General features: G+C 52.7%; 21 protein-coding genes, 2 tRNA genes and 2 pseudogenes. 13 read left to right on the forward strand and 12 right to left on the reverse strand.

All coding sequences use genetic code 11. From position 1 onward, the window contains the following. Position 1: 1 nt before the first annotated feature. Together JDW22_RS05335 and JDW22_RS05340 are read left to right on the forward strand one after the other, a co-directional pair. Positions 2–3217, forward strand: a complete 3216-nt coding sequence (locus JDW22_RS05335) for a DEAD/DEAH box helicase family protein (RefSeq protein WP_207748818.1) — start codon at positions 2–4, stop codon at positions 3215–3217. Positions 3218–3396: 179 nt separating this feature from the next. After that, positions 3397–6228 (forward strand): SNF2-related protein, encoded by a 2832-nt coding sequence (locus tag JDW22_RS05340; protein ID WP_200522171.1) that lies wholly within the window; start codon positions 3397–3399, stop codon positions 6226–6228. A gap of 75 nt (positions 6229–6303) precedes the next feature. On the opposite strand, the gene dnaK is transcribed toward JDW22_RS05340, so the two are convergent. Continuing rightward, the gene (gene dnaK / locus JDW22_RS05345) at positions 6304–8226 is read right to left on the reverse strand and encodes a molecular chaperone DnaK (protein WP_200522175.1); all 1923 of its coding nucleotides are present in this window, start codon (positions 8224–8226) and stop codon (positions 6304–6306) included. 232 nt (positions 8227–8458) lie between these two features. Here dnaK and tpiA point away from each other — a divergent pair, with 232 nt between their 5' ends. From tpiA to JDW22_RS05375, 6 genes and pseudogenes are all read left to right on the forward strand, one after another. Continuing rightward, positions 8459–9235, forward strand: a complete 777-nt coding sequence (gene tpiA / locus JDW22_RS05350) for a triose-phosphate isomerase (protein WP_003793376.1) — start codon at positions 8459–8461, stop codon at positions 9233–9235. A gap of 5 nt (positions 9236–9240) precedes the next feature. Beyond that, positions 9241–9591, forward strand: a pseudogene (gene secG, locus JDW22_RS13655) (preprotein translocase subunit SecG); the annotation flags it as partial. Positions 9592–9832: 241 nt separating this feature from the next. Next, a tRNA-Leu gene (locus tag JDW22_RS05360) sits at positions 9833–9918 on the forward strand. Between the two features lie 81 nt (positions 9919–9999). After that, the gene (locus JDW22_RS05365) at positions 10000–10359 is read left to right on the forward strand and encodes a hypothetical protein (RefSeq protein WP_200522186.1); all 360 of its coding nucleotides are present in this window, start codon (positions 10000–10002) and stop codon (positions 10357–10359) included. Positions 10360–10364: 5 nt separating this feature from the next. Beyond that, the gene (locus JDW22_RS05370) at positions 10365–10832 is read left to right on the forward strand and encodes a protein YgfX (protein ID WP_200522188.1); all 468 of its coding nucleotides are present in this window, start codon (positions 10365–10367) and stop codon (positions 10830–10832) included. Between the two features lie 46 nt (positions 10833–10878). After that, a complete protein-coding gene (locus tag JDW22_RS05375; protein WP_200522190.1) occupies positions 10879–11310 on the forward strand; it encodes a DUF523 domain-containing protein in 432 nt (143 codons plus the stop codon). Positions 11311–11461: 151 nt separating this feature from the next. On the opposite strand, the gene JDW22_RS05380 is transcribed toward JDW22_RS05375, so the two are convergent. Continuing rightward, positions 11462–12868, reverse strand: a complete 1407-nt coding sequence (locus tag JDW22_RS05380; protein WP_200522192.1) for a DEAD/DEAH box helicase — start codon at positions 12866–12868, stop codon at positions 11462–11464. A gap of 312 nt (positions 12869–13180) precedes the next feature. Between JDW22_RS05380 and JDW22_RS05385 the strand changes: the two genes are divergently transcribed. Further along, complete coding sequence (locus tag JDW22_RS05385; RefSeq protein WP_200522194.1) at positions 13181–14911, forward strand: multidrug ABC transporter permease/ATP-binding protein; 1731 nt, start codon at positions 13181–13183, stop codon at positions 14909–14911. Positions 14912–15014: 103 nt separating this feature from the next. Here JDW22_RS05385 and JDW22_RS05390 read toward each other — a convergent pair whose 3' ends face one another. The 4 genes from JDW22_RS05390 to JDW22_RS05405 all read right to left on the reverse strand — a co-directional run bounded on the left by JDW22_RS05390 (position 15015) and on the right by JDW22_RS05405 (position 18350). Continuing rightward, complete coding sequence (locus JDW22_RS05390) at positions 15015–15581, reverse strand: DUF2867 domain-containing protein (protein WP_003793358.1); 567 nt, start codon at positions 15579–15581, stop codon at positions 15015–15017. A gap of 61 nt (positions 15582–15642) precedes the next feature. Beyond that, positions 15643–16368, reverse strand: a complete 726-nt coding sequence (locus tag JDW22_RS05395) for a lytic transglycosylase domain-containing protein (RefSeq protein ID WP_200522196.1) — start codon at positions 16366–16368, stop codon at positions 15643–15645. A gap of 74 nt (positions 16369–16442) precedes the next feature. Further along, the gene (gene tehB / locus JDW22_RS05400) at positions 16443–17321 is read right to left on the reverse strand and encodes an SAM-dependent methyltransferase TehB (protein WP_200522198.1); all 879 of its coding nucleotides are present in this window, start codon (positions 17319–17321) and stop codon (positions 16443–16445) included. A gap of 120 nt (positions 17322–17441) precedes the next feature. Then, positions 17442–18350 (reverse strand): lysine exporter LysO family protein, encoded by a 909-nt coding sequence (locus tag JDW22_RS05405; protein ID WP_200522200.1) that lies wholly within the window; start codon positions 18348–18350, stop codon positions 17442–17444. A gap of 97 nt (positions 18351–18447) precedes the next feature. Here JDW22_RS05405 and JDW22_RS05410 point away from each other — a divergent pair. Further along, positions 18448–18523, forward strand: a tRNA-Ile gene (locus JDW22_RS05410). 65 nt (positions 18524–18588) lie between these two features. Here the strand turns inward: JDW22_RS05410 and JDW22_RS13880 are convergent. The 6 genes and pseudogenes from JDW22_RS13880 to JDW22_RS05435 form a co-directional block, all read right to left on the reverse strand. Then, positions 18589–19569: pseudogene (locus JDW22_RS13880) on the reverse strand (tyrosine-type recombinase/integrase); the annotation flags it as partial. Beyond that, positions 19479–19814, reverse strand: a complete 336-nt coding sequence (locus tag JDW22_RS13515; RefSeq protein WP_207748819.1) for a helix-turn-helix domain-containing protein — start codon at positions 19812–19814, stop codon at positions 19479–19481. The gene JDW22_RS13515 and the pseudogene JDW22_RS13880, both read right to left, overlap by 91 nt. A 13-nt stretch (positions 19815–19827) precedes the next feature. After that, complete coding sequence (locus JDW22_RS05420; RefSeq protein WP_200522202.1) at positions 19828–20322, reverse strand: hypothetical protein; 495 nt, start codon at positions 20320–20322, stop codon at positions 19828–19830. Continuing rightward, entirely contained in the window at positions 20319–21104 is a 786-nt protein-coding gene (locus JDW22_RS05425) for a nucleotide-binding protein (RefSeq protein ID WP_200522204.1), read from the reverse strand. Before JDW22_RS05425 ends, JDW22_RS05420 begins: the two co-directional genes overlap by 4 nt. 193 nt (positions 21105–21297) lie before the next feature. Further along, positions 21298–21540 carry a hypothetical protein gene (locus tag JDW22_RS05430; RefSeq protein WP_003793652.1) on the reverse strand — a complete coding sequence of 81 codons (243 nt, stop codon included), beginning with the start codon at positions 21538–21540 and terminating at the stop codon, positions 21298–21300. 25 nt (positions 21541–21565) lie between these two features. Continuing rightward, entirely contained in the window at positions 21566–22150 is a 585-nt protein-coding gene (locus JDW22_RS05435; RefSeq protein WP_200522205.1) for a TrbM/KikA/MpfK family conjugal transfer protein, read from the reverse strand. 1221 nt (positions 22151–23371) lie between these two features. Here JDW22_RS05435 and JDW22_RS05440 point away from each other — a divergent pair. From JDW22_RS05440 to JDW22_RS05445, 3 genes are read left to right on the forward strand one after another with little or no spacing between them, the layout of a single operon-like run. Next, entirely contained in the window at positions 23372–23521 is a 150-nt protein-coding gene (locus JDW22_RS05440) for a type II toxin-antitoxin system RelE family toxin (RefSeq protein WP_200522206.1), read from the forward strand. A 5-nt stretch (positions 23522–23526) separates the two neighbouring features. Continuing rightward, positions 23527–23655, forward strand: a complete 129-nt coding sequence (locus JDW22_RS14155) for a type II toxin-antitoxin system RelE family toxin (protein WP_353889257.1) — start codon at positions 23527–23529, stop codon at positions 23653–23655. 47 nt (positions 23656–23702) lie between these two features. Continuing rightward, positions 23703–24071, forward strand: a complete 369-nt coding sequence (locus JDW22_RS05445) for a helix-turn-helix domain-containing protein (RefSeq protein ID WP_003799034.1) — start codon at positions 23703–23705, stop codon at positions 24069–24071. Positions 24072–24096: the final 25 nt, after the last annotated feature.

The raw sequence follows: 24096 nt of genomic DNA on the forward strand, positions 1-24096 counted from the left end.
CATGGCAAAAACCACTTTTCACGACCATTTAATCTTAAACCGCTATCTGCTGCGCCTGTTTGGCGTGAAAACGCTGCCCGAGCTGCGGCAGAAATTGAATTTGGACAGCGAAGCCTTAATCGGTTTGGCGGAAGACGGGCAGAGCAAGTTTTTACACCAGCTTTTAAGCCCGCTGATTCGCAGCGAAATCGGCGAAGACGATTTGCGCCGCTACGATTTGAATATTGTGCGCCATTGGCAGCAGATTACCGAGCGGCGCAACCGCGACAGCGGGCATGTTTTGGAAATGAAGTATTTTCAGTATTTGTCGCTGCTGTTTGCGGAAATTTATTTAGACCGGTATTTCAACCACAAAGCGGCGTTGCAAACCGCGCTGCAAAACGAGTTTGCCGCTTATGAAAAAGAGTTTGACAAAGCCTCCGCCGTATCTGCGCCGCACGCGCTCGATGATTTGCGCAAGCTGGCGTTTTGGAACGCCACAGGCAGCGGCAAAACGCTGTTAATGCATGTGAATATTTTGCAGTATCGGCATTATCACGGCGGCAGGCTCGACAATATTATTTTGATTACGCCCAATGAGGGTTTGAGCCGCCAGCATTGGGAGGATTTGGAATTGTCGGGCATCAATGCGACTTTGTTTGACAAAAACAGCCGTACCGAAGAACTGGATACGCCTGTTCAGATTATTGAAATCACCAAGCTGGGCGATAAAGACGGCGAGAAAGTCGTTGCAGCAGAAAGTTTCGGCGGCGATAACTTGGTATTGGTAGATGAGGGGCATCGCGGAACGTCAAACGGCACGTTTGACAGCGCGTGGCTGAAACGGCGTAATCAGCTTATCGGGCGCGGCTTTTCGTTTGAATATTCGGCAACCTTCGGGCAGGCGGTGGGCAGCTTCGGCAGCAAGGCAAAAAACGAAGTGTTTGACACCTATGCACGCGCGGTGTTGTTTGATTATTCGTATAAATTTTTCTACGCCGACGGCTACGGCAAGGAAAGCCTGATTTTGAACCTGCCCAAAGAGCCGGCGGAATATGCGTCGCAAAAATATTTTACGGCGTGCATGCTTTCGTTTTACCAGCAGCTTTATCTGTATGAAACGGGCAAAGGCCGTCTGAAAGAATGGAATATTGAAAAGCCGTTGTGGGTGTTTGTGGGCAATACGGTGAACAAATCCAGCGGCAAGGAAACCCAAGACGAAAAAATCGAAAAATCCGACATCGCCCAAATCGTGCACTATCTGGCGCATTTTTTAAACCACCGTGCCGAGGCGGAGGGCTGGCTGGCGGAATTTATTGCCAACCGCGCGCAAATGCTGGACACGAAAGACCGCGATATTTTCGACCACCGCTTCACGCCGCTGGCAGAGAGGTTTTCAGACGGCGTTGCCGCGCTTTACGCCGATATGGTGAAACGGCTGTTCAACAGCGATGTGCCGCAGCGTTTGAAACTCACGCATCTGAAAAAATCCGACGGCGAGCTGTCACTCTCCGTGGGCAAAGAGCCGTTCGGCGTGATTAATATCGGCGATGCGGCGGCGTTTTTCAAAACGGCGCAGGCGCAAAACGATGCGGATTTTGATACGGCAAGCGACGATTTCGGCAGCGGCCTGTTTGGCGGCATCAATGTTGCAGGCAGCCCGATAAACCTGTTAATCGGTTCGCGCAAATTTGCCGAGGGCTGGTCGAGCTGGCGCGTTTCCACGATGGGTCTGCTCAATTTGGGCAAAAAAGAAGGCAGCCAGATTATTCAGATGTTCGGGCGCGGCGTGCGCCTCAAAGGGCGGGATTTTTCTCTCAAGCGCAGCCTTGCAAACGAACGGCACGATATTTTCAGCCTGCATTTGGACAAGCTGGAAACGCTCAATGTGTTCGGCATCAAAGCCGACTATATGGACAAATTCAAAGCATATCTGCAAGACGAAGGCGTGCAGGCCGGGCAGAATATGCTGACGCTGGATTTTTCCGTGCAAAAAAACCTGCCCGCCGTGAAGCTGAAAACGCTTGCGTTGAAAGACGGCTACAAAGGCAATCAAGTCAAAAGTTTCAAGCGCACCATGCAGCCTGAACTGTATGAAGTGCCAGGGCAGTTTGCGGGTAAAATCAAGGAAATCAAAACGGTACTTGACCGCTATCCGCGCGTGCAGGCTTTGGTAAGCAAACAAGGCGGCATCCGCGCCGATAAGTTTGTCCGCGACGAGTGCACCATCAGCCCGCATCTTCTGCCGTGGTTTGACTGGGACAAAATCTACCGCGAACTTGCCCGATACAAGCACCGCGAGGGCTGGTACAACCTGCGGCTGGACAAAGGCCGTCTGAAAGCATTTGTGGAAGAGAATACGGGCTGGTACACGCTGTATATCCCGAAATCGGAAATGGCGGCAAACAGCTTTGACGCGGTAGCCAAACAACAGGATTTGCTGCTGGATTTGCTCAAAGGCTACACCAAACGGTTTTACGAAACGCTCAAAGGCGCATACGAGGGGCAGTATTACGAAATGCGCGAAGTGCAGGAAACAGACGGCTCGTTTTTTGACAGCTATCGGTTTCAGTTTGCCGACAACGAAATGGGCAGATTCTACGAAGGCCGTCTGAAAGAGCTGCAAGAGCTGTTTGCCAAAGGCAGCCTGAAAGCCGCGCTGAATATTCCACATATCCAAGCGATTTGTTTTGACCCGCATTTGTATGCGCCGCTGATGGTGTTGCGCTGCAGTCATGATGAGGAACATTTCCCCGTGAAAATGCAGCCTTTGGTGTTGCAGGAAGAAAGCGAGCAGCGTTTTATTGAAGATTTGCAGGCAGCGGCGCAAGAGGGCAGCCTGAAAACGTGGACAGACGGCAAAGATTTGTATCTGCTGCGTAATGCGGCAAACAAAAGCAAAGGCTTGGGCTTTGCGCTGGCAGGCAATTTCTATCCCGACTTTCTGCTGTGGCTGGTCTGCCCCGAAAGCGGCAGGCAATGGCTGTCGTTTATCGACCCCAAAGGCATCCGCCAAATGGATTTCCATGATCCGAAATTCGGTTTGCACAATGAAGTGAAGCAATTGGAAGGCAGCCTGAAAGACGGCACATTGAGCCTGTCGGCGTTTATATTGTCGGTAACGGGTTACGGCGATTTGATTAACGCCCCGCCGCGCGGGAAGCTGGCAGAGAAAAATATTCTGTTTATGGATGACAAAGGCTACCTGAAAACCATGTTTGACAAAATTCTCGCGTAAAACCCCAAAGGCAGCCTGAAAACCACCCGTAGGGTGTGGCTTGCCACGCACCATTGGACTTTGCCGGATGGTGCGTGAACAAGTTCACACACCCTACGACATCCGCCGCCCGCAGAGTGCAGCGCAAGACACGTACCAAACCAACCTGCCCTATTTGCAAAAATCTTGGAAAAAACCGCATGAACACCACGCCCCACCAAGCCAAATACTTCGCCCACGCGCTATCCTGCATGAGCCGCAACAACGACGCGGGCGATTTGACCAATGCGCTGATGAGTGCGCAAGTGGATTTGAATCCGCACCAAATCGAAGCCGCCCTCTTTGCCCTGAAAAATCCGCTGCATGAGGGCGTGATGCTTGCCGATGAAGTAGGCTTGGGCAAAACGGTGGAAGCAGGTTTGGCGCTTTGCCAGCTTTGGGCGGAAAGAAAACGGCGGCTGCTCGTGGTATGCCCGTCGTCCCTGCGCAAACAATGGCAGGAAGAATTGCGCGAAAAATTTGCCCTGCCCTCATACATTGCCGAAAGAAGGCCGTCTGAAGACCTTTCAGACGGCGTGTGGATTGTGTCTTATCAGTTTGCCGCCAAGTTTGCCGACACCTTGCAGCTAAAAGGCTGGGACTGCGTGGTTTTGGACGAAGCGCACAAGCTGCGTAACACCCACAAGGAAAACAACAAAACTGGCAAAGCACTTTTGCGGGCGTTTGCCGGCTGCAAAAAACTCTTGCTCACCGCCACGCCGCTGCAAAATTCGCTGATGGAGCTGTATGGCTTGTCGCAGTTTCTCGACCCGTATCTGTTCGGCAGCCAAAAGCAGTTTCAGCGCGATTTTGTGCGCCAAAACAATACCGCCGATTTGCAGGAGCGGCTGGTGGGCTTTGTCTGCCGCACTTTGCGCCGCGATGTGGAAGAATACGTTTCCTACACGCGCCGCCATGCCATTACCCAAAAGTTTGAGCCTACCGACGAAGAGCAGGCGTTTTACCAAAACATTTCCGCCTTTTTGCAGCGCGAAGAAAGCTACGCCCTGCCGCGCCGCCAGCGTCATCTGATTGCGCTGATTTTGCGTAAGCTTTTAGCGTCAAGCCCTTATGCCGTATTGGATACGCTGCAAAAAATCCGCAAGCGGCTGCTGGTGTTGCAAAACCATGCCGCCGAAGCCGCCGCGCCGCTTGAATTGTTTGACCGCGAAGACTGGCAAAGCCATGCTGAAGATTGGGAAGAAGACGAAGAAGAATCCGTAGGGTGTGTGGAGCAAGACACGCACCACAGTGAAGCCGAAACCGTCAATGCCGTACAGCTTGCCGAAGAAATCACGCAAATTGACGCGTTTGTCCGGCAAGCAGAACAGCTTTGTCTCGGCACCGACAGCAAAGCCCAAGCCCTGCTCGAAGCACTCAAAACCGGTTTTGCCGAAATGGCCAAACTCGGCGCGGCGCAAAAAGCCATCATCTTTACCGAATCCACGCGCACCCAAGAGCATCTTGCCCGCTTTCTTGCCGGCCACGGCTACGCGGGGCAAACCGTCTTGTTCAACGGCAGCAACAGCGATGCCGCCGCCAATGATGCTTATCAACAATGGCTGCACAACCCCGACAACCAAAGCCGCATCACCGGCGCGGTTTCCGCCGACAAACGCGCCGCACTCATCGACCGTTTCAAATACGACGCGCAGATTATGATTGCCACTGAAGCCGCCGCCGAAGGCGTAAACCTGCAATTTTGCTCGCTGTTGGTGAATTATGATTTGCCGTGGAATCCCCAGCGCGTGGAGCAGCGTATCGGCCGCTGTCACCGCTACGGGCAAAAGTTTGACGTGGTGGTGATGAATTTTTTAAACAAGCGCAACGAAGCCGACCGCCGCATTTTGGAGCTGCTCACCGAAAAATTCCAACTGTTTGACGGCCTGTTCGGCGCATCCAACGATATTTTGGGACGCGTGGAAAATGCCGACCTTGATTTTGAAAAACGCGTCGCCCGTATTTTCGACACCTGCCGCAGCCCGGAAGAAATCGAAACCGCGTTTAACCATTTGCAAAAAGAATTGGAAGCCGCCATCAACGAGCGCATGGAGCAAACGGCGCAGAAACTGCAAAAATTTTTCGACCAAGACGTGCGCGAACGCCTGAAAATGCGCCATGCCCAAACCAAAGAACAGCTCAGCCAAGCCGAAATCTGGTTTTGGCGGCTGGTGCAATATGTTTTAAAAGAACGCGGCGAGATAAGCGGTACAGGCCGTCTGAACCTTACCCGACCGCCGCTGCCCGACATTAAACAAGGCCGGTACAGCTTAAAAACCGACGGAAAAAGCCTGCCGCTGCGCCCCAACACCGCCCTTGGTGAATGGTGCATCAGCCACGCCAAAGCGCAAAGTGCCGATGTTGCCGAAATTGTGTTTGATTACAGCAGCCACAGTGACAAAATCAGCGATATGCAGGCGCGCCACGGACAAAGCGGCTGGCTGCGCTTAGACAAACTCACCGCCAAAAGCGAAGCCGCCGCCACCGAAACGCTGGTTTTTACCGCCTTTACCGACAGCGGCGATACGCTCGATGATGATTTTTGCCGCCACCTGCTCTCGCTTTCAGGCAGCCTGAAAGCCAAAGCTACCCCGCCCGCTCGCCTGAAAACGCTTGCCCAAAACCATCTTGCTCAAGCCCAAGTGCAGCAAAAAGGCATCGCCGACCGCCAAATTCAAGAGGCCAGCATCCGACTGATGCGCTGGGAAGAAGACCAAACCGCCGCGCTGGAAAAAGAAATCGCCGATGCCAAAACGGCAGAAAAACAGGAAAAACGCCGCGCTGCTGCCTTAACCGACAGCGCGGAAATCTTGGCATCGCAACAGCTTCAAGAAAAACTGCACCGCCAAGTGCGCAAACTGCGCCGCACGCTGGAAGAACGCGAAGAAGCCATCGCCCAAGAGCGGCAACGGCTGACCGATAATATCAAAGCCAAAATGAAGCAGCAGAGTTCAAACGAATGTCTGCTGGCAATCCGTTGGCAGATTGTTTGAAGCCATTGTAAAAGCAGCCTGAAAACGCTTTTTCCCGTTTTCAGGCTGCCTATTCATGCAAGCATCACGCGATGCTTACTTATCTTTCACTTCGGTAAAGTCCGCATCCACCACATCATCATCTTTCTTATCCGATGATGCTGCGCTTTCTGCGCTGCCTTTTTCCGCTTCCGCCTGCGCTTGGGCATACACAATCTCGCCTAATTTTTGGCTCGCTTTGCCCAATTCTTCGGCTTTCGCGTCAATATCCGCTTTGTCGTCGCCTTTCACCGCTTCTTCGGCCGCTTTCACCGCCGCTTCAATTTTCTCTTTTTCCGCAGCGTCCAGCTTATCGCCGTGTTCTTCCAACGATTTTTTCACAGAATGGATTAACGCTTCTGCTTGGTTGCGGCTTTGCACCAACTCGTGCAGTTTTTTGTCTTCTTCCGCATTCGCTTCCGCATCTTTCACCATGCGTTCGATTTCTTCCTCGCTCAAACCGGAAGAACCTTGGATGGTGATGTTTGCCGCTTTGCCGGTGCCTTTGTCTTTGGCGGAAACGTGCAGGATGCCGTTCGCGTCAATGTCAAAAGTAACTTCGATTTGCGGCATGCCGCGTGGCGCAGGCGCGATGTCGCCCAAGTTAAACTGCCCCAGCGATTTGTTGGCGGAAGCGCGCTCGCGCTCGCCTTGCAACACATGAATGGTTACCGCAGGCTGGTTGTCTTCCGCTGTGGAGAACACTTGCGACGCTTTGGTGGGGATGGTGGTGTTTTTATTGATGAGCTTGGTCATCACACCGCCCATGGTTTCAATCCCCAGCGACAACGGCGTAACGTCCAGCAACAGCACATCGCTGCGCCCGCCGCTCAACACCTCGCCTTGAATCGCCGCGCCCACGGCAACCGCTTCATCAGGGTTCACGTCTTTGCGCGGCTCTTTGCCGAAGAAGTCTTTAACCGCTTCCTGCACTTTGGGCATACGGCTTTGACCGCCCACCAAAATCACATCGTCAATATCGCTTGCGCTCAAACCGGCATCTTTCAACGCGGTGCGGCAAGGCTCGATGGAACGCTGAATCAAATCTTCCACCAGGCTTTCAAATTTGGCGCGGGTAATTTTCATCGCCAAGTGTTTTGGACCGGCGGCATCCATGGTGATGTACGGCAGGTTGATTTCGGTTTGTTGCCCGCTGGACAATTCGATTTTGGCTTTTTCCGCCGCTTCTTTTAAGCGTTGCAATGCCATCACATCGTTTTTCAAATCAATGCCTTGCTCTTTTTTGAACTCGGCGATGATGTAGTCGATAATGCGTTGGTCAAAGTCTTCGCCACCCAAGAAAGTATCGCCGTTGGTGGCCAATACTTCAAACTGTTTGTCGCCGTCGATGTTGGCGATTTCAATGATGGAAATATCAAATGTGCCGCCGCCCAAGTCGTACACGGCGATTTTGCGGTCTTTGCTGTCGCCTTTGTCCATGCCAAACGCCAATGCGGCGGCAGTCGGCTCGTTGATGATGCGTTTCACGTCCAAACCCGCGATGCGGCCCGCATCTTTGGTGGCTTGGCGTTGGCTGTCGTTAAAATAAGCCGGCACGGTAATCACCGCTTCGGTTACTTTTTCGCCCAAATAGGCTTCGGCTGCCTCTTTCATTTTACGCAGCACTTCGGCGGAAACTTGCGGGGGCGACAGCTCTTTGCTTTGCGCTTCCACCCATGCGTCGCCATTTTTGGCTTTAACGATTTTGAACGGCATGGATTCGATGTCGCGCTGCACTTCTTTGTCTTCGTATTTATGACCAATCAGGCGTTTTACCGCGTAAATGGTGTTTTTGGCGTTGGTTACGGCTTGGCGTTTGGCGGGCGCGCCCACCAAGATTTCGCCGCCGTCCAAATAAGCGATGATGGATGGCGTGGTGCGCGCGCCTTCTGCATTTTCAATCACTTTGGTTGTGCCGCCTTCGGAAATAGCGACGCATGAGTTGGTTGTGCCTAAATCAATACCAATGACTTTTGCCATAATGTTTTGCTCCTTATGCAATAAAAAAATGGTGCGCGGCATTTCAGGCAGCCTGAAAAGATTGCCGCGCCTTGATGGCTTGCTAGATAGGGGGCATTTTTCAGTTTTCAAGAGTGGCGCGGCAAAATTTTCAGGCTGCCTGCTTCGCGCAACAAAGGCAGCCTGAAAACGGCAAATTGCGCTACAATTCCCGCAGCCAACACTTTCAGGCTGCCTCAACAAAGGAAAAATCATGGAACAAGAAATCAACATCTGGCAACAAAAATGGGTTATCGGCAACTGGAAAATGAACGGGCAGCTCCACAACAACAACAACCTCGTTCACAAACTGCGCCAACTGCCCGCCGCGTCTAACGTCTGCATCGGCATCACCCCGCCCACCGTTTACCTATTGCAAGTGCACAACGCCGTGCAAATCGTGCTAGACAACAAAATCCACGTTTGCGCCCAAGACGTGAGCCGCTTCCCCGACAAAGGCGCATACACAGGCGAAGTGTCCGCCGAAATGATGCGCGATGTAGGCGTGGACATTGTGCTCATCGGACACTCCGAACGCAGCCTCTATTTCAACGAAAAAAACGACGTGCAACGCCTGAAAATAGAAAACGTATTAAACGTGGGTCTGCTGCCGCTGCTTTGCGTGGGAGAAAGCCTGAAAGAGCGCGAAGACGGGCGCGAAAAAGAAGCCGTCGCCTACCAACTCTCCGTGTTCAAAGGGCTTAAAACCCAAAATTTCGCCGTTGCCTACGAACCCGTATGGGCGATTGGCACGGGAAAAGTCGCAACAAAAGAACAAATTGCCGATATGCACGCATTTATTTACAACGAAATCTTGTCATTGTGTGGCAACGATGCTAATATCCGCGTTCTTTATGGCGGCAGCGTAAACGATACCAATGCCGCCGAAATTTTTAGCGTTCCCCACGTTGACGGCGCACTTGTTGGTGGCGCATCGCTCAAATACGATGCCTTTACTGCCATCATCCAAGCCGCACAAAACACACAATAAACCCAATGGCAGCCTTTAAAACACTTATCCTTGTTATCAACATTTTCTCGTCTATCAGCGTTGTTTGCCTTGTTCTGATGCAACAAGGCAAAGGCGCAGATGCAGGCGCAGGTTTTGGTGGTTCAGGCAGTGCACAAGGCGTATTTGGTTCAGCAGGCAACGCAAACTTTCTCAGCCGCATGACGGCTTTGTTTGCAACCATCTTTTTCGTATCCAGCTTGGCTTTGAGCTATGTTCACAGCGGCAACCGCAATAAGGGCATTGATTTCAGCAACGTGCAACAAACTGCGTCTGTTGCCGCATCTGCTCCCGCTGGTTCTGTCTCGGTTGCATCACAGCCTGCATTGCCACAACAAACCGCTCCCGCTGCTGCATCAGCAAGCGCAACATCTGCCAGCCAGACCGTTCCGGAAAATGCAACGGTTGCGCCCGTAGTCGCCAGTGCAGAAAACGCCAGCGAGCCTGCCAAACAAGCCAGCGAACCCGCTGTTAAAAAAGAAAACAGCAAAAAAGCCGAACCGGCTAAAAACAAAAACAACGCCGGCAAAAACAAACATGCCAAACCCGCTGGCAAGCAAAACAAAAAGTAAACTTTACGCCGACATGGTGAAATTGGTAGACACGCTATCTTGAGGGGGTAGTGAGCCTAGCTCGTGCGAGTTCAAGTCTCGCTGTCGGCACCAAATCCAAAAGCAGCTATTTTTAGCTGCTTTTCCTTTATCTGTTTTCAGGCTGCCTCATGCCGCTCTTTTTAAGGATTATTTATGTATTTCGTGGACCGCAGCGCGGTGGTGCTCAAACCCACCGAACATTTCCTCGCATGGCTAAACAACACGCAAGAGGATATGCCCGATTTAACCCTTGCCCAGCTGCGGGCTAATTGCAGCGTGTTTTTGATTCCCGTGTTTGAAGAACCCGAAGAAGCGGTGGCGTATTTTGACGAGCGCTATTTGGGCATTTTCAAAGCCGAGCTGGCGGGCTGGACGTTAGACGAATCCACCTATCCGAAAAACTTGGATTTGGAAACGTTTTGGCAGTTTTTTGAGCTGGAAGTGCACGATTCGGTGCTGGATTTGGAAGAGGCGGAGCTGCAAATCACGCCCGTGTTTGACAACATGGCGTAGCGGCGATGCAGGCGTTTCGCGCGGATTTTGTTCCCTCCCGCATCCAGCGCGGCTTGGCTTTGGGCTATGCCGCGCTGTTGGTTGGGGCGGTGTGCGCTTACTTTTCCGGCAGCCTGAAATGGGGGTTGCTGGTGGCGGTTGTGGCGTGCTGCGCGTGGGCGTGGCGCAAACCGCGTTACGCTGTGCACCGCTTGGCGGTGGACAATCAGGGCTTTGCGGCGGTGTTTATCGGCGATGAAGCCTTTGCCGCGCAGCCGATTTCAGACTGCCTTGCCACGCGCTGGGTGTGTTTTATCCATTGGCAGACGATGGATGCGGCGTTTTGGCAATGCGTGTTTTACGATGCAACGGATGCGGCAACGTTTCGCCAGCTGCGGCTGTGGCTGGAATATGGTCAGCCCACGCGGGCGCAGATTAAGCGGCGCACGGGCGTGGAGCTGGGTGTGCGCAAACGGCGCAAGGGGATTTTTTGATGGCGCAAGCCAAGGCAGCCTGAAACGCCATTCAACGGAGCGAAATATGAAAGACGAACAGCCTTGCATACTGGTGAGCGCGTGCATTTTGGGCGAAAACTGCAAATTCAACGGCAAGAACAATTACAGCGCACGCGCGGCGGCGTATTTAGCGGGGAAGAAAGTGTTGCCGATTTGCCCTGAAGTACTGGCGGGCTTGCCCACGCCGCGCGAACCTGCGGAACTCATCAACGGCAGGGTAACGGAATGTTCGGGGCGCGATGTGCACGAGATTTATCAGCACGGGGTGGCGCAAGCCATTGCGGCGATTGGACAACGCAAGATTAGCCATGCGGTGTTGCAATCGCGCAGCCCAACTTGCGGTGTGAATTGTGTGTACGATGGCTCGTTTACGGGGAAGCTGGTGGCGGGCAGCGGGCTGTTTGCACAGCGGCTGCGCGAGTTGGGGATTGAGGTAGTGGATGTGGAGGATGTGTAGTATGGGCAATAGAAGGCAGCCTGAAAACGAGCGAAGCGAGTTTCAGGCTGCCTTTATTTGGGAACAAATAGCAATCAGCGTAAGGTGTGGTTATGCAATGTTTAACAACGGTACGTGGCAAGCCACACACCCTACTTGTGTTGTTTTGAAACTACGCTTCCACGCCAAAATTGCGTTGCAACAACGCGCAAGTGCGCCGTTCTCTGCCACGACGGCGGCTGCTGGTGCGCGGTGGGATTTTGCTGGCATCCACAGTGGGGATTTCTTGGTGGCGGCCGCTGCGTTCGTTGCGGGATGAGGTGCGGCGGTCGTTTTTGTCGCCGCGTTCTTGCGGCTCGCGGTCGCTGCGGCGCGATGAGGCGCGCGGGCTGTTTTCGTTTTTCAGGCTGCCTTCCGCCTGCGCTTGCTCCCAGCGCGGTTCAAAGCCTTCAATGCGCGAAATCGGCAATTCGTTGCCGGTTAGGGCTTTGATGGCTTCGTACATTTTTTGCTCGGTCTCGTCCATCAGCGAAATGGCGACGCCGTCCGCGCCCGCGCGTCCTGTGCGCCCGATGCGGTGCACATAATCTTCAGCTTGGGTGGGCAGTTCGTAGTTCACCACAAAGGGCAGCTCGGCGATGTCTAAGCCCCGCGCGGCAACGTCTGTTGCCACCAACACGCGCAACTCGCCCGATTTGAACTGGTTGAGCACGTCCAGCCGCGTTTGCTGCGATTTGTCGCCGTGGATGGCGTTGGCAGACAGCCCGCGGCGCACCAAATCGCGCGCCACTTGGTCGGCAGACTGTTTGGTTTTGCAGAACACGATGACTTGGTTCATGTTCAAATCCACAATCAGCCGCTCCAACAGCTCGCGTTTGCGGTGGCTGTCTATGGAGATGACGTGTTCTTCCACGTTGGCGTTAGTGGTGTTTTGCGCGGCGACTTCCACAATTTGCGGCGCGTTCATAAAGTCTTGCGCCAGCTTGCGGATGTCGGGGGCGAAGGTGGCGGAAAACAGCAGTGTTTGACGCGGCTTGGGCAGCATTTGCATGATGGTGCGGATGTCGTCGATAAAGCCCATGTCCAGCATGCGGTCGGCTTCGTCCAGCACCACGATTTCCACTTTGCCCAAATTGATGTTTTTTTGTTTAACGTGGTCAAGCAGCCGCCCCACGGTGGCGATGACGATTTCGCAGCCTGCGCGCAAATCGGCGGTTTGCTTGTTCATGTTTACGCCGCCAAACAGCACGGTGTGGCGCAGGGGCATATTTTTGATGTAGTTTTGCGTGTTTTGGTCGATTTGGTCGGCGAGCTCGCGCGTGGGCGTGAGCACCAGCATCCGCACGGGGTGCATAGCGGGCGATGCGCTGGCGTTGGCGTAGCGTTTCAGGCGTTCCAGACTGGGCAGCATAAAGGCGGCGGTTTTGCCTGTGCCTGTTTGCGCGGCGGCGAGTAGGTCGTGCCCTGCTAGGGCTTTGGGGATGGCGGCGGCTTGGATGGGGGTGGGGGTTTGGTAGTTTTGTTCGGCTAGGGCGGTGCAGATTTCGTGTCCTAAGCCCAGTTCGGTGAATGCGGTCATGGCGGTTCTTTCTTGAATGTGGATTTTCAGGCTGCCTGCCGGTTTGTTGGATTAAAAGGCAGCCTGAAAGCAAAGTGCGTTGCTTCCTGTAAACAGGAACCTTGCGCAATATTCGTCATTTTATATAAAAACAATCTGTTACTGGATTTCCCCCGGATTCCCACCTGCGCGGGAATGACAATGGCGGGATAGATTTGGGGGTTTGAAAAGATTTCAGCCTGAAAAATCAGGCGGCATTTTATCAAACATTCACTGCTTGCTGTTTGCGCGCTTTTCTATTGTGTTGCCCCATTGTTCGTTTTCAGGCTGCCTTTGCCCGCCCAATTAGGGCAGCCTGAAAACGCTTTTTCCACTAAAATCCGCTCTCCCCAATCTGAAACCGCGCCCGTCGCCATGGATTTGCTCAAACTCATCTACACCCAACACCGCCGCCCGTTTTTGCAGATGCTCGCGCTCACCACCCTGTCGGGCGCGCTGGGCATCGGCATTTTGTCGTATATCAACCGCTATCTGCTGCAAGGCAACGGCGGCGGGCTGCTGCCCTTTTTGCTGCTGGTCGCGTTTTACTTTATCGCCGCCAACTACGCCCAAATCCACCTTGCCAAAATCGGGCAAAACTTCGTGTGCCAGATGCAAACCCAGCTCGTCAAACGCATCATGGATTCGCACGAAGAACAAATCCAGCTGATTGGCAAGCCCAAAATCCTCGCCAGCCTCGGCAGCGACATCCGCAGCCTGTCGTTTGCGTTTACACGGCTGCCCGAGCTGGTGCAAGGCGCATTGTTTGTTCTCGCCTGCTGCGCCTATATGCTCGCGCTGTCGCCCAAACTGTTCGCCGTTACCCTGCTGATGATGCTGCTGATGATAGCGGGCACCCATTTTGTCGTACAACGCCACTTCGCCAGCTTCCGCCAAATGCGCCACAGCGAAGACGAAATCCAACGCCACTACGAAACCAGCCTCAACGGCCACAAAGAACTCACCCTCAACCGCTACCGCGCCGAACGCTTCTACCAGCAAGAATTTCTGCCCGCCGCCGCCGAACGCCGCGACACCCACATCCGCGCCGATGCTTACCACGCCCTCGCCCTCAACTGGGGCAACAGCATCATGCTCGCCACCGTCGGCATCATCTACTACCTTGCCAGCTACCACCACTGGGCAAGCAACACCGATGCCGCCGCCCTCACCATGACCCTACTGTTCATGCGCGCCCCGCTTGCCTCCGCCGTTAGCGCATTCCCCCTGCTCGCCCAAAGCAAAGTCGCCCTGCAAGCCCTTGCCGATTTAGGGCTCGCCGACTACGCCACTCCCTTCCACAGCGATTTCAGGCTGCCTGAAAACTGGCGCACCATCCGCCTGGAAAACATCACCTACGCCTACCCGCAGCAAGGCGGGCAAACCTTCGCCCTGCAACCCATCAACCTCACCATCCATCGCGGCGAAACCCTGTTCCTGATTGGCGGCAACGGCTCAGGCAAATCCACCCTCTCCATGCTGCTTGCCGGGCTGTACACCCCCGCATCAGGCAAAATCTTCGTGGACGACACCGAAATCACCGCTGAAAACCGCCCCGCCTACCGCCAACTGTTTGCCAGCGTGTTCACCGATTTCCACATTTTTGAACAACTGGTGGACGGCATCGGCGAAGATGCCGCCCAAGCCCAAATCAACCAATGGCTCGCCCATTTGCAGCTAGACGAAAAAGTCAAAATAGAACAAAATCGAATCCTCAACAGCAAACTCTCGCAAGGGCAGAAAAAACGGCTCGGGCTGCTCGCCGCCGCGCTGGAAAACCGCAGCATCATCATCCTAGACGAATGGGCTGCCGACCAAGACCCCCAATTTCGCCGCATTTTCTACGAACAACTGCTGCCGCTGTTAAAGCAAAGCGGCAGCACCATCTTCGCCATCAGCCACGACGACAAATACTTCCACCACGCCGAGCGGGTTATCTCCATGAAGCAAGGCGTGTTAAGCGAATTGGACAGCGAAACGGCAAGAGCGGTGGCGGATGAGCACAGCCGCGCGGGGCAAACGTAGCAATTGACCGCCCTACCCTGCGCTAGGCACGGCGCGATAAAAGGCAGCCTGAAAACGAGAAATCCCGTTCTCAGGCTGCCTCAATGTTTACGCGATGCAAGCATCACAACCCCGCCAACGGGTCGTCAAATTTCTTTTCGGCTTTGGGTTTGGGCGGATGCTGTTTTTGGTAGCCTTTAATGTTGGCGAGCATTTGCTTCATAACGATGCCGTAAAACACGTTCATAAAGAATATTTGGAAATGCCCTGTTTTGCTGTATGCCTGCCCCGACAGGGTAACATCCAGCTGGGTGGGCGGCGCGCCGGCGGCGGGGCAGGTGATGTCCAGCGACAGCATAACGGCGCGGTCGTCGTTTTCCGTCATCAGCACCAGTTGGCTGTTGTTTACGCCGACTACTTGGAAAAAATCCACAAAATCGTCGGCTTTGGGCGCGCGGTCGGGGTTTTTTTCCGCAAAACCTCTGATTGCTTCGGCTTTGAGCAGACGGGCGACGGCGTTGCGGGCGCGCAGTGCGAGGGCGAATATTTTGGGCGTTTCGGAGGTGAGCGCAACGTAGGCTTCCCATGCGGTGGTGCCGCTGAGCACTTTGCCGTGGGTGCTGTCGATGCAGTCGCATTCCACTTGCGGGGCGATGAGTTGGGCTTGGCTGGGGATATGGACTTGTGCCATGGGAACTCCTTTTCGGGGTGGTGGTCGGATGGGTTTTCAAGCTGCCTTTGGGGCAGCGCGCTTATACGGCGGTGCCTGAGGCGTTGGCGGCGGGTTGGCTGGGGGTTTGCGGCGGCGGTTCGCTGCCTTGCCATTGCCAGTTGCGCTGATATGCGCCGAGCACGGCGTTGGGGTATTTCAGGCTGCCTAAGCTGCCGTTGTAGCGGGCGAGCATGCGCACGAGGTTGCCGTTTTCTAGGTTGCCGTAGTGGCGCAGGATGGTGCAGCCGTAGCGCAGGTTGGTGCGCACGTCAAACAGGTTGTGGCTTTCGTTGCCGATGTAGCGTTGCCAAAAGGGCATCACTTGCATCAGCCCTTTTGCGCCCACGTTGCTGATGGCGTATTGGCGAAAGCGGCTTTCCACTTCGATTAGCCCGAGGATGATTTGCGGGTCTAGCGCAGCGCGGCTGGCTTCGTATTGAATCATCACCAGCAGGCGGCGGCGGTAAAGCTCGCTGTCGATAAAGCGGGCGAGGCGGGCGGACATTTCGTTGAGCCAGCGTTGCCCTTCGGCGGGGCGGTCAAACACGAGGCGCGGCGGGCTGGCGTTTTCAACGGATTGGCGCATGATGCTGGCGACGTCGTCGGACAGGGTTTCTTCGCGTTGCGCGCCTGCGTGCAAAAGGGCGGGGGTAGCGAGGGCGGCGGTGGTGAGCAAAAAGCGGCGGCGGGTTAGGGGATGATTTTCGGGGTTGGGGGTTGGGGTTGGTTTGCTGGTTTCAGGCTGCCTTTGGGGCGTGCGCGTCATACTGTTTACAACCATATTGAACAACAATCAGGCAGCCTGAAACGGGAAAAACCGCTTTTCAGGCTGCCTCAGCCTCACGGCTTTCTTGCCAACATATTCACAAATTTAAACTGTACGGGGTTGCCGTGGGCATCTTTGGCGTGCATCGCGCCGAGTTCTTCGCGGTAGTCAAGCAGTTCCCAGCCTGCGTAGTAGCCGCGCAATTCGTTTTCTTGGAAGGTGAACGAAAACGGCATCGGGCAGGGGTAATCGGGCGTGTCCATCGCGCAGACGATGAGGTTGTAGCCGCCGCTTTGGGTGTGCGCTTGCATATCGGCGATGATGGCGGGCACGCGGTCGTGTTCTAGGAACATAAAGGTTACGGTGGAGACGATAAAGCCGTAGTCCTCTTGCAGCGCGGCTTGGTTGAGGTCGTATAGCTCGGTGCGGACGGGGATGCGCTCTTCGGCGGCGATTTGGGCGATGTTCGCCAGCCCATTGGGGTTGGTGTCCACGGCGGTTACGTCAAAGCCTTGCAAGGCGAGATACAGCGCGTTGCGCCCCTGCCCTGCGCCCATGTCCAGCGTTTTGCAGGGGGCAACATGATGCTGCTCCACGGCGCGGATGACTTTGCTGTGGGTGGCGGTTAGGCCGTAGCGCAGGGAGATGTAATGCGCGGCGGTGGTGTGGTAATCCAGTTGCACGCGCACGTCGTCGCTGGCTTGGGCGAGTTGGTATTCGCTATCGGGCGCAAGCTGCACGCTGGGTTGCTCGGTGCACAGCTCATGTTCGGCGATGATGTCGTTTTGCGCGGATAGCTCGCGGATTTTCAGGCTGCCTGTGTGCAGCGTGTAGCGCGCCCATGTGTGTTCGGGCACGCGCTGCCCTGCAAACAGTTCGGCGGGCAGGGTGGATTTGTTCCATTCGGCGGAGGCGTAAGCGATAAGTGAGTCGGTTGTGTGTGTTGGAGACATGATGGGAGGCGATGTGAACGTTTGTTTAGAAGAGTGAATTATATAGGTTTTTTGCTTGGCTGAGAAAGGGGCGGGTGTGGTTTTCAGGCTGCCTTATCGCATTCAAGGCAGCCTGAAAGACTACCTCATCGCCGAAAACACCACCATCAAAATCGGCGCGGCAAGGTTCACGATAAACCCAAAACTAATCGCCACGGGCACCGCCGCCAAGCCGCCCGACTGCTGGATAACGGGCAGGGAGAAATCCAAGCTAGTTGCCCCGCCCACGCCCACCGCCGCGCTGGGAAACCGCCGCATAATCATCGGGATAAACAGCAGCGCAAACAATTCGCGCAGCAAATCGTTCAGCAGGGCAACGCTGCCCCACTGCGCCCCATACGCGCTGGTAATGACAATGCCCGAAAGCGAATACCAGCCATAGCCCGACGACATCGCCAAGCCCTGCGCCAACGATATTTCAGGCTGCATCCACGCAAAGAGGCAGCCTGAAACTGCGCAAGAAAGCATAAACACCAGCGCCGTTTGCCAACCGCGCCGATTGAGCAACACTTGGCGCAGCGCAATGCCCGCCCCGCGCAACTGCATTCCCACCACAAAAATCAACAGCATCAGCGCGCCCGTTGCTGCAAAATCAGGCGGCAGCAGCGCAGGCGGCAATAGCTTGCCGATAGCCACCCCCAGCACCACCATCGCCACCTGCTTGATACCGCCCGTCATGTCCACGTGATGCGTGCCATGCGCCGCCTGCGCGCGCTGTTGCCACGGAAACACGCCATCAAACGCGCACAGCATGGCAAGATTGCACACCATCAGCAGCGTAAACAGCAACGCCACGCGCAAGGCGATGTCGTTCAACAGCGACCACAGCCCGCCCACCTGCGCCAAGCCGATACCGATAAGCAGCAAAATCACATACACCAGCCACACCAGCATGCGGTCCAGCATTTTCAGATACGGCTTGGGCAGGCGGATGGCAAAGCCGACAAACATGGGCGTGAGTACCAGCACAAGCGTTTTGATGCTTTCCATATCCCTTCCTTGCGCAAAAGGGAGCAATTATACTGCTTTGCGCCGCCAGCTTGTCGGCAGCCTGAAAACCCCCTATAATCCGCGTTTTTTCTAACTCGGGTTGGTAGCTCAGGGGTTAGAGCAGGGGACTCATAATCCCTTGGTCGTGGGTTCGAACCCCACCCGACCCACCAGATTTTTCAAAGCCTAAACAATCGTTTAGGCTTTTTTCTTTGGCTGACGGATTATTTTCGTGTGCCCAATTTGTGTCTTTTGTGTCTTGGGTAAAAGCCAAATCATCCAGCAAAGCTGCGTGGCGATGCAGATGCTCAGGGGCAAGGTGGGCATACCGTTGCACCATTTCTATGCTTTCCCATCCGCCCATTTCTTGCAGAACATTGAGCGGAACGCCTTTTTGCACCAACCAGCTAGCCCATGTATGCCGCAGGTCGTGCCAACGAAAATCGCTGATGCCTGCGGCAGCTAGGGCGTTGCGCCAAATGCGCGAACTGATACTGTGTAACCGCCGTCCTTTGCTATGGGTGAACACATATTCTTTGTGTTTGCCCATTTGTTTTTGGATAACATTAAGGGCAGTTTGATTGAGCGCAATGCCTATCGCCCTGCCCGATTTGCTTTCACTGGCATCAACCCATGCTACGCCGCGTTGCAAGTCTAGCTGTTGCCAGCGCAGATTGATAACGTTGCTTTGCCGTAATCCTGTGGCAAGACTAAATGTTGCCATGTCTGCCATGTATTCGGGCAACGCAGCGATGAGCCTTTCGGCTTCGGCAGGCGTGAGCCAGCGGATGCGGCGTTTGGGTTCGCGGTATAGGGTAATTTTGGGGGCTTTGTCTATCCATAGCCATTCGTTTGCTGCTTTGTTCAGAATGGCGCGTACCAAAGCCAAATAGCGGTTTTTGGTGGCGTTGGCTTTGCCCTGCATGGTTTTTGCGATACTGTGCATCACCAAATCGCGCGTTAGGTTGTGCAGATAGATACCTTTAAACATGGAAAGTCCGCGCAACCGGCAAATATCGCTTTGGATGCTTTTCTTTTCCTGTTTTTCATGCAGCCAGCGCAAGGCGGCTTCTTCCCATAATCTCGGTGGTTTTTGGTCTAGCTTTTCTTGCTGCCATAAATCGTGTTTCAATTTATCGTGCAGCCTTTGTGCTTCCTGTTTGTTTTGCGTGCCAGTAGATTGTCTAATTCTGCTGCCGCTCGGTGCCCGAATGTCAATGTACCAGACACCGCTTTTTCGTTGATAGATGGGCATTGTTGTCTACTCCTGCTGCGAGCCAATGCCTGCACGGTTTCATTCTCGTTGCTGGCAATCAGTGCGTCAAGATGGATTTTGCGGATGCAATAGCTACGCCCGATTTTGGCGGCAACGAGTTTGCCGCTGCGTATCATTTCGCGCACCGTTTCGGGGTGGCATTTGAGATAGGCAGCGGCTTGGGCGACGTTGTAGGTTTCGCTATTCACTTACGCTTCCTTTCTATCGGCTCACTACGATTACAATCGTCAGCAAAACGCTTTGTACAACAAAACCCAGTAGCAAAAGCGTTTTCAGGCTGCCTGAAAACCGTGTCCAGTGTTGCTGGATATGCTGCTGGGTTTGTTGTTGCAAACGTTGGCTGATTTGGCTGTACAACTTGACTTCGTTTGCTTGCTGTGTCTTGGCGTTGCTGGCAAGAATCTCTTTAATAATTTCCGCTTTGAGCTCTTGCAACTCTTCGCTGGCTTCAATAATCGGCGTGGCGGTTTCGGTTAGGGCAGCCTGAAAATGGGCTATATCGTGTTGGAACTGTGCGATTTGCTGCTTTTGGATGTTTTCCATTACGGTCGCAAACATGGCTTGCATGATTAACATATCGCGGATGGATACATCATGCGGTTCAACTTTCAACCCTGCGCGGTGATAAACCGCCGTGCTGATTTCATCGGCATTCAAGAGTTTCAGCTTCGTGTTAGGTTTTGCATCTGCATTCATGCTGGCTTATCCGCTTCGGGCAAAGTGTGTTTCTTGTGCCACGCTTGGCTGGCAAGAAAAGGCACTCGGTCTAACTCCGCCCAAATGATGTTGCGAAACTCTGCTAAACGGGTGCGCGTCCAACGTCCAAAATCAGCACTTTTAGCAACTTCATGGAACGTAACATTGTGTTCTGTCATTTGTTTAATATCATCGCCATAGGTATCTGCATTCATTACTGGAATGCGAACAATGCCTGCAATTTTGTTGCGGTAGGCATTGCAAATTTCAAACTCTTCAAACGGTTTACCTTGTTCTTGAATCTCACCATGTAAATGTTCGTTGAGCCAAACGATAACTTGCGCATCAATGCTGCTTAACACCCGCGCCAACCCCTTAATACATTCGTTTTTCGCTTGCCCGCCATTAAGCGGAACGTGCATCACCATGCGCACGTTTTCATTGATTAACATCGCATCCACATTCGCTTCGGCGATATAGGTCATCAACGGGTCAAAAGTAGATGTGCCTGTATCAATCACAGCAATGCCCTTATCATCAATTAAAGTGTCTAACAAACCGTCAAATTTTTTGATGTTAATCACAGGGCGGTCATCCGCTTTAATATTGATGTATTTAGCCTTTAATGCTTGGTATCCTGCAAAAATTGGATTATCAGGGTCGGTGTCAAAGCAAAAAAGTTTGTCTTCCGCATGGTCTTGCAAATATTGCGCCAACAACATAGCTACAAAGGATTTACCTACGCCACCTTTGGATTGGGTAACAAAATGCACTTCTTTCATTTCAAAAAAACCTTTCTCAGTTCAAAGTTCATATTCACAACAAAAAAACTACTTTGAGCTCGAAAATGGTTTTTGCATTGCAAACAACAGCATTCAGGCAGCCTGAAAGCAAAAAAAGCCGCCAACGATATGCCCATCGTGGCGGCGTAAAGCGCTACGGAAGAAGAAACAAACCGCAGCAGGAGTTAAATCTTTATCTTTTCTTACTAGCGAATCGCACAAACTGCACCACAACAGCAAGAATCCCCACAACTCCACAACCCATCAGCAACTTTACCAAAGTTACTTTGGTATCTATGGATATATCAAAGCAAATAACGAGTGCAGAACCTATTACTGCAGCCAACAAAATAGCTGCTGCATTTGAATAAAATTCGCGCAAGGTTTGCTTATAGTGGTGTATATCGCATGATATTTTCTCTTCAGTAGTTTTCATGTATTCGCCTTTTCTTAGTGTTACTTTACTGCCCTACATCCACCCATTTGCCCCCTTGTTTCGGGTCGCCCACATATTTCACGGTGTCGCTTACGCGCGTCCATTCGTGGTTGTGATAGGCGGAGCAGTAGGATGGTTTGGCATTGAGCACCACCACTTTTTGCACATCTTGGCACTCTTGCACGGGTTTGCGATTGCCCCTGCTGCCCATAACGCTTTTATTGGCAACCGGTTTGCACTCGCGCACGGTAATGGTGCGACGCATCACACGATTTAACTCTTGGGCATCGCATCGCCCTGCACCATTTGCCAAGGCGCGATTTAACTCTTTAATGCCCTTCTCGCCAGATGTGGGGCAAAGGTTCAAAAAGTTCTCCCGCGCTTGAATTGTTTTGTGCGGTTTCTTGTGATGAATGCTGAAATAGCGTTGCAAAGACGGATTGCACTCGCTGGGGCGAGTGCCACTGGATAAGCACAAAATGGCTTCGCAGGCGAGTTTAGTGTCGCCTGTGAGCAAATCAGGCTGGGTTGCGGGGTTGGCGGGCGCAGCGGATGCTATGCCGGGTGCGAGCAGCGCGGCGGTTAATAGAATGGCGAGTTTGGATTTCATAAAAATCTCCTAGTTGAGAAAAAGGAAAGGCAGCCTGAAATCGATGTATTGATTTTCAGACCGCCTGAAAGGGGGTATCGCTGCCACAATGTTTTTCGGTTTTCCACGACCGCACACAATGTTTTGGCTTTCCACTGCCGTTGGGGTGGCTTTGATACCCGTTGAAAACATAAAAGTAGTTTGAAAAACCAAAATTCTCAAACTACCCAAGAAAGGCGAGCATCTAACCGTCCGTGTTAAGATTAAGTTTCCTAATCTCAAACCTTTTCACACAACAGAAAGATGCCCATGGAAAATGGATGAATATCCATCACCCAAGCCATAATAAGACCATGAATACGAGTTCTAAAATAAAATGAGCAACTAAAAAGAGAATAATGATTTCTGCGACCATATTTAGCCAAGTGCTATTAAGAGCCAGCAATACAGCCGACTTAATATTAAATCTCTTCAATCTCATCCATGTATCCCCTCAAACATTCCCACACCCAAACCAGCTTCAACCAGCCCAAACAGGTTTGGGTGTGAAAACCACTCAAAAACGATTTTCAGGCTGCCACTAAAACTCAAAAACCCAAAAGTAGCCTGAAACCGTTTGCTATGAAAAACAAATCCCCAGCCGAGCGCAAAACACGCCACGGCAAAGGGTGCGCAGGCTATGCCCGAAGGCAGGGAAACTGCGTTAGGGCGCGTCCGTAGATTTGCCCCACATCGCGGATACGCCGCGATTAAAAGATACGTCCAACTGCCGCCTGTTCACGGACGCACTCGCGCTACCCGTATGCACGGCATTCTGATTAAGGCGGATTGGATGCCGCCTGCAACCTTTGATACGCATTTCACCGATAAGCCACACAAGATTAGCCGCGTTTCATAGCGAAAAAATTTCTGCCGAGCCACAAAAAGAAGCCGCGCAAAAAGACGAAAGGAGCGCGCCAATCTTGATAAAGACCAAGCATCGGGTGGTTGATACGTTTGCCGAATTGTTAAAGAACTGGGGTACTGCTTTGATATGTGAAATTTTAAGATAACTTAAATAATAGCGCAAGTATTATTTTAAGATTTCTTAAATTTAATTTTACGGTGTTGTTTTTACGCGATTTCGGGCAAAGGGAAATAGGCAGATGGCAAATTTTCTTATATTGAAATAAGAAAATGCTTGACCGCATAAGATTATTATCTTATGATTTATGCTGTGATTAACAATGTAGAAAGGCAGTTATGGAGAACAATGTTGTTTGGCATCCAAGAGCAACGCGCCAATTTTTAAAAATAGATAGGCGCTACCGCGCGGCAATAGAAGCAAAAGTCGCCATGTTGAAAGATTTTCCCTTTCCTGATGGCTTTTATTTAGACGTAAAGCAGACGTAAAGCATTTGAGCGGCAAGCAGTATCGGATAAGACACGGCGATTACCGTATATTCTTTGAAGTAATAGATGGTGAGCCGAAAATCATCAATATTATGCAAGTGAAACGGCGCACCACAACAAACTACAAGCATTAACCAATCAGCAGGGCGCAAGCCCTGCCTTAACAAAGGAAGCCTAAAATATGAACGTACAATACATTCACGACAAACACGGCGAAACTCAATTTGTAATTTTGCCTATTGATGAATACCGCCGTTTAATTGACGATAATAGCGATGAAAAATGGGAAGACATCCCTAGTAAGGCGACTGAGTTTGACGATGTAACCATTCCCCATGATATTGTAAAAATCATGAGCGAAAAAGAAGTTAGCGCAATCGCAGCATGGCGCATCTATCGTGGTTTAACCCAAGCGCAAGCCGCAGAAAAAGCAGGTATCAGCCAAGCTGCGCTCTCTCAAATTGAGAAAGTGGGAACAAGACCACAAGCAAAAACACGCGAGCAATTCGCTGCTATTTATGATTGCTTACCCAATCAACTTGCACTTTAAGCGCAATTAAAAGGCAGCCTGAAAA

The sequence above is a fragment of the Kingella bonacorsii genome (assembly GCF_016623605.1).
GTDB classification, from domain to species: domain Bacteria; phylum Pseudomonadota; class Gammaproteobacteria; order Burkholderiales; family Neisseriaceae; genus Kingella_B; species Kingella_B oralis.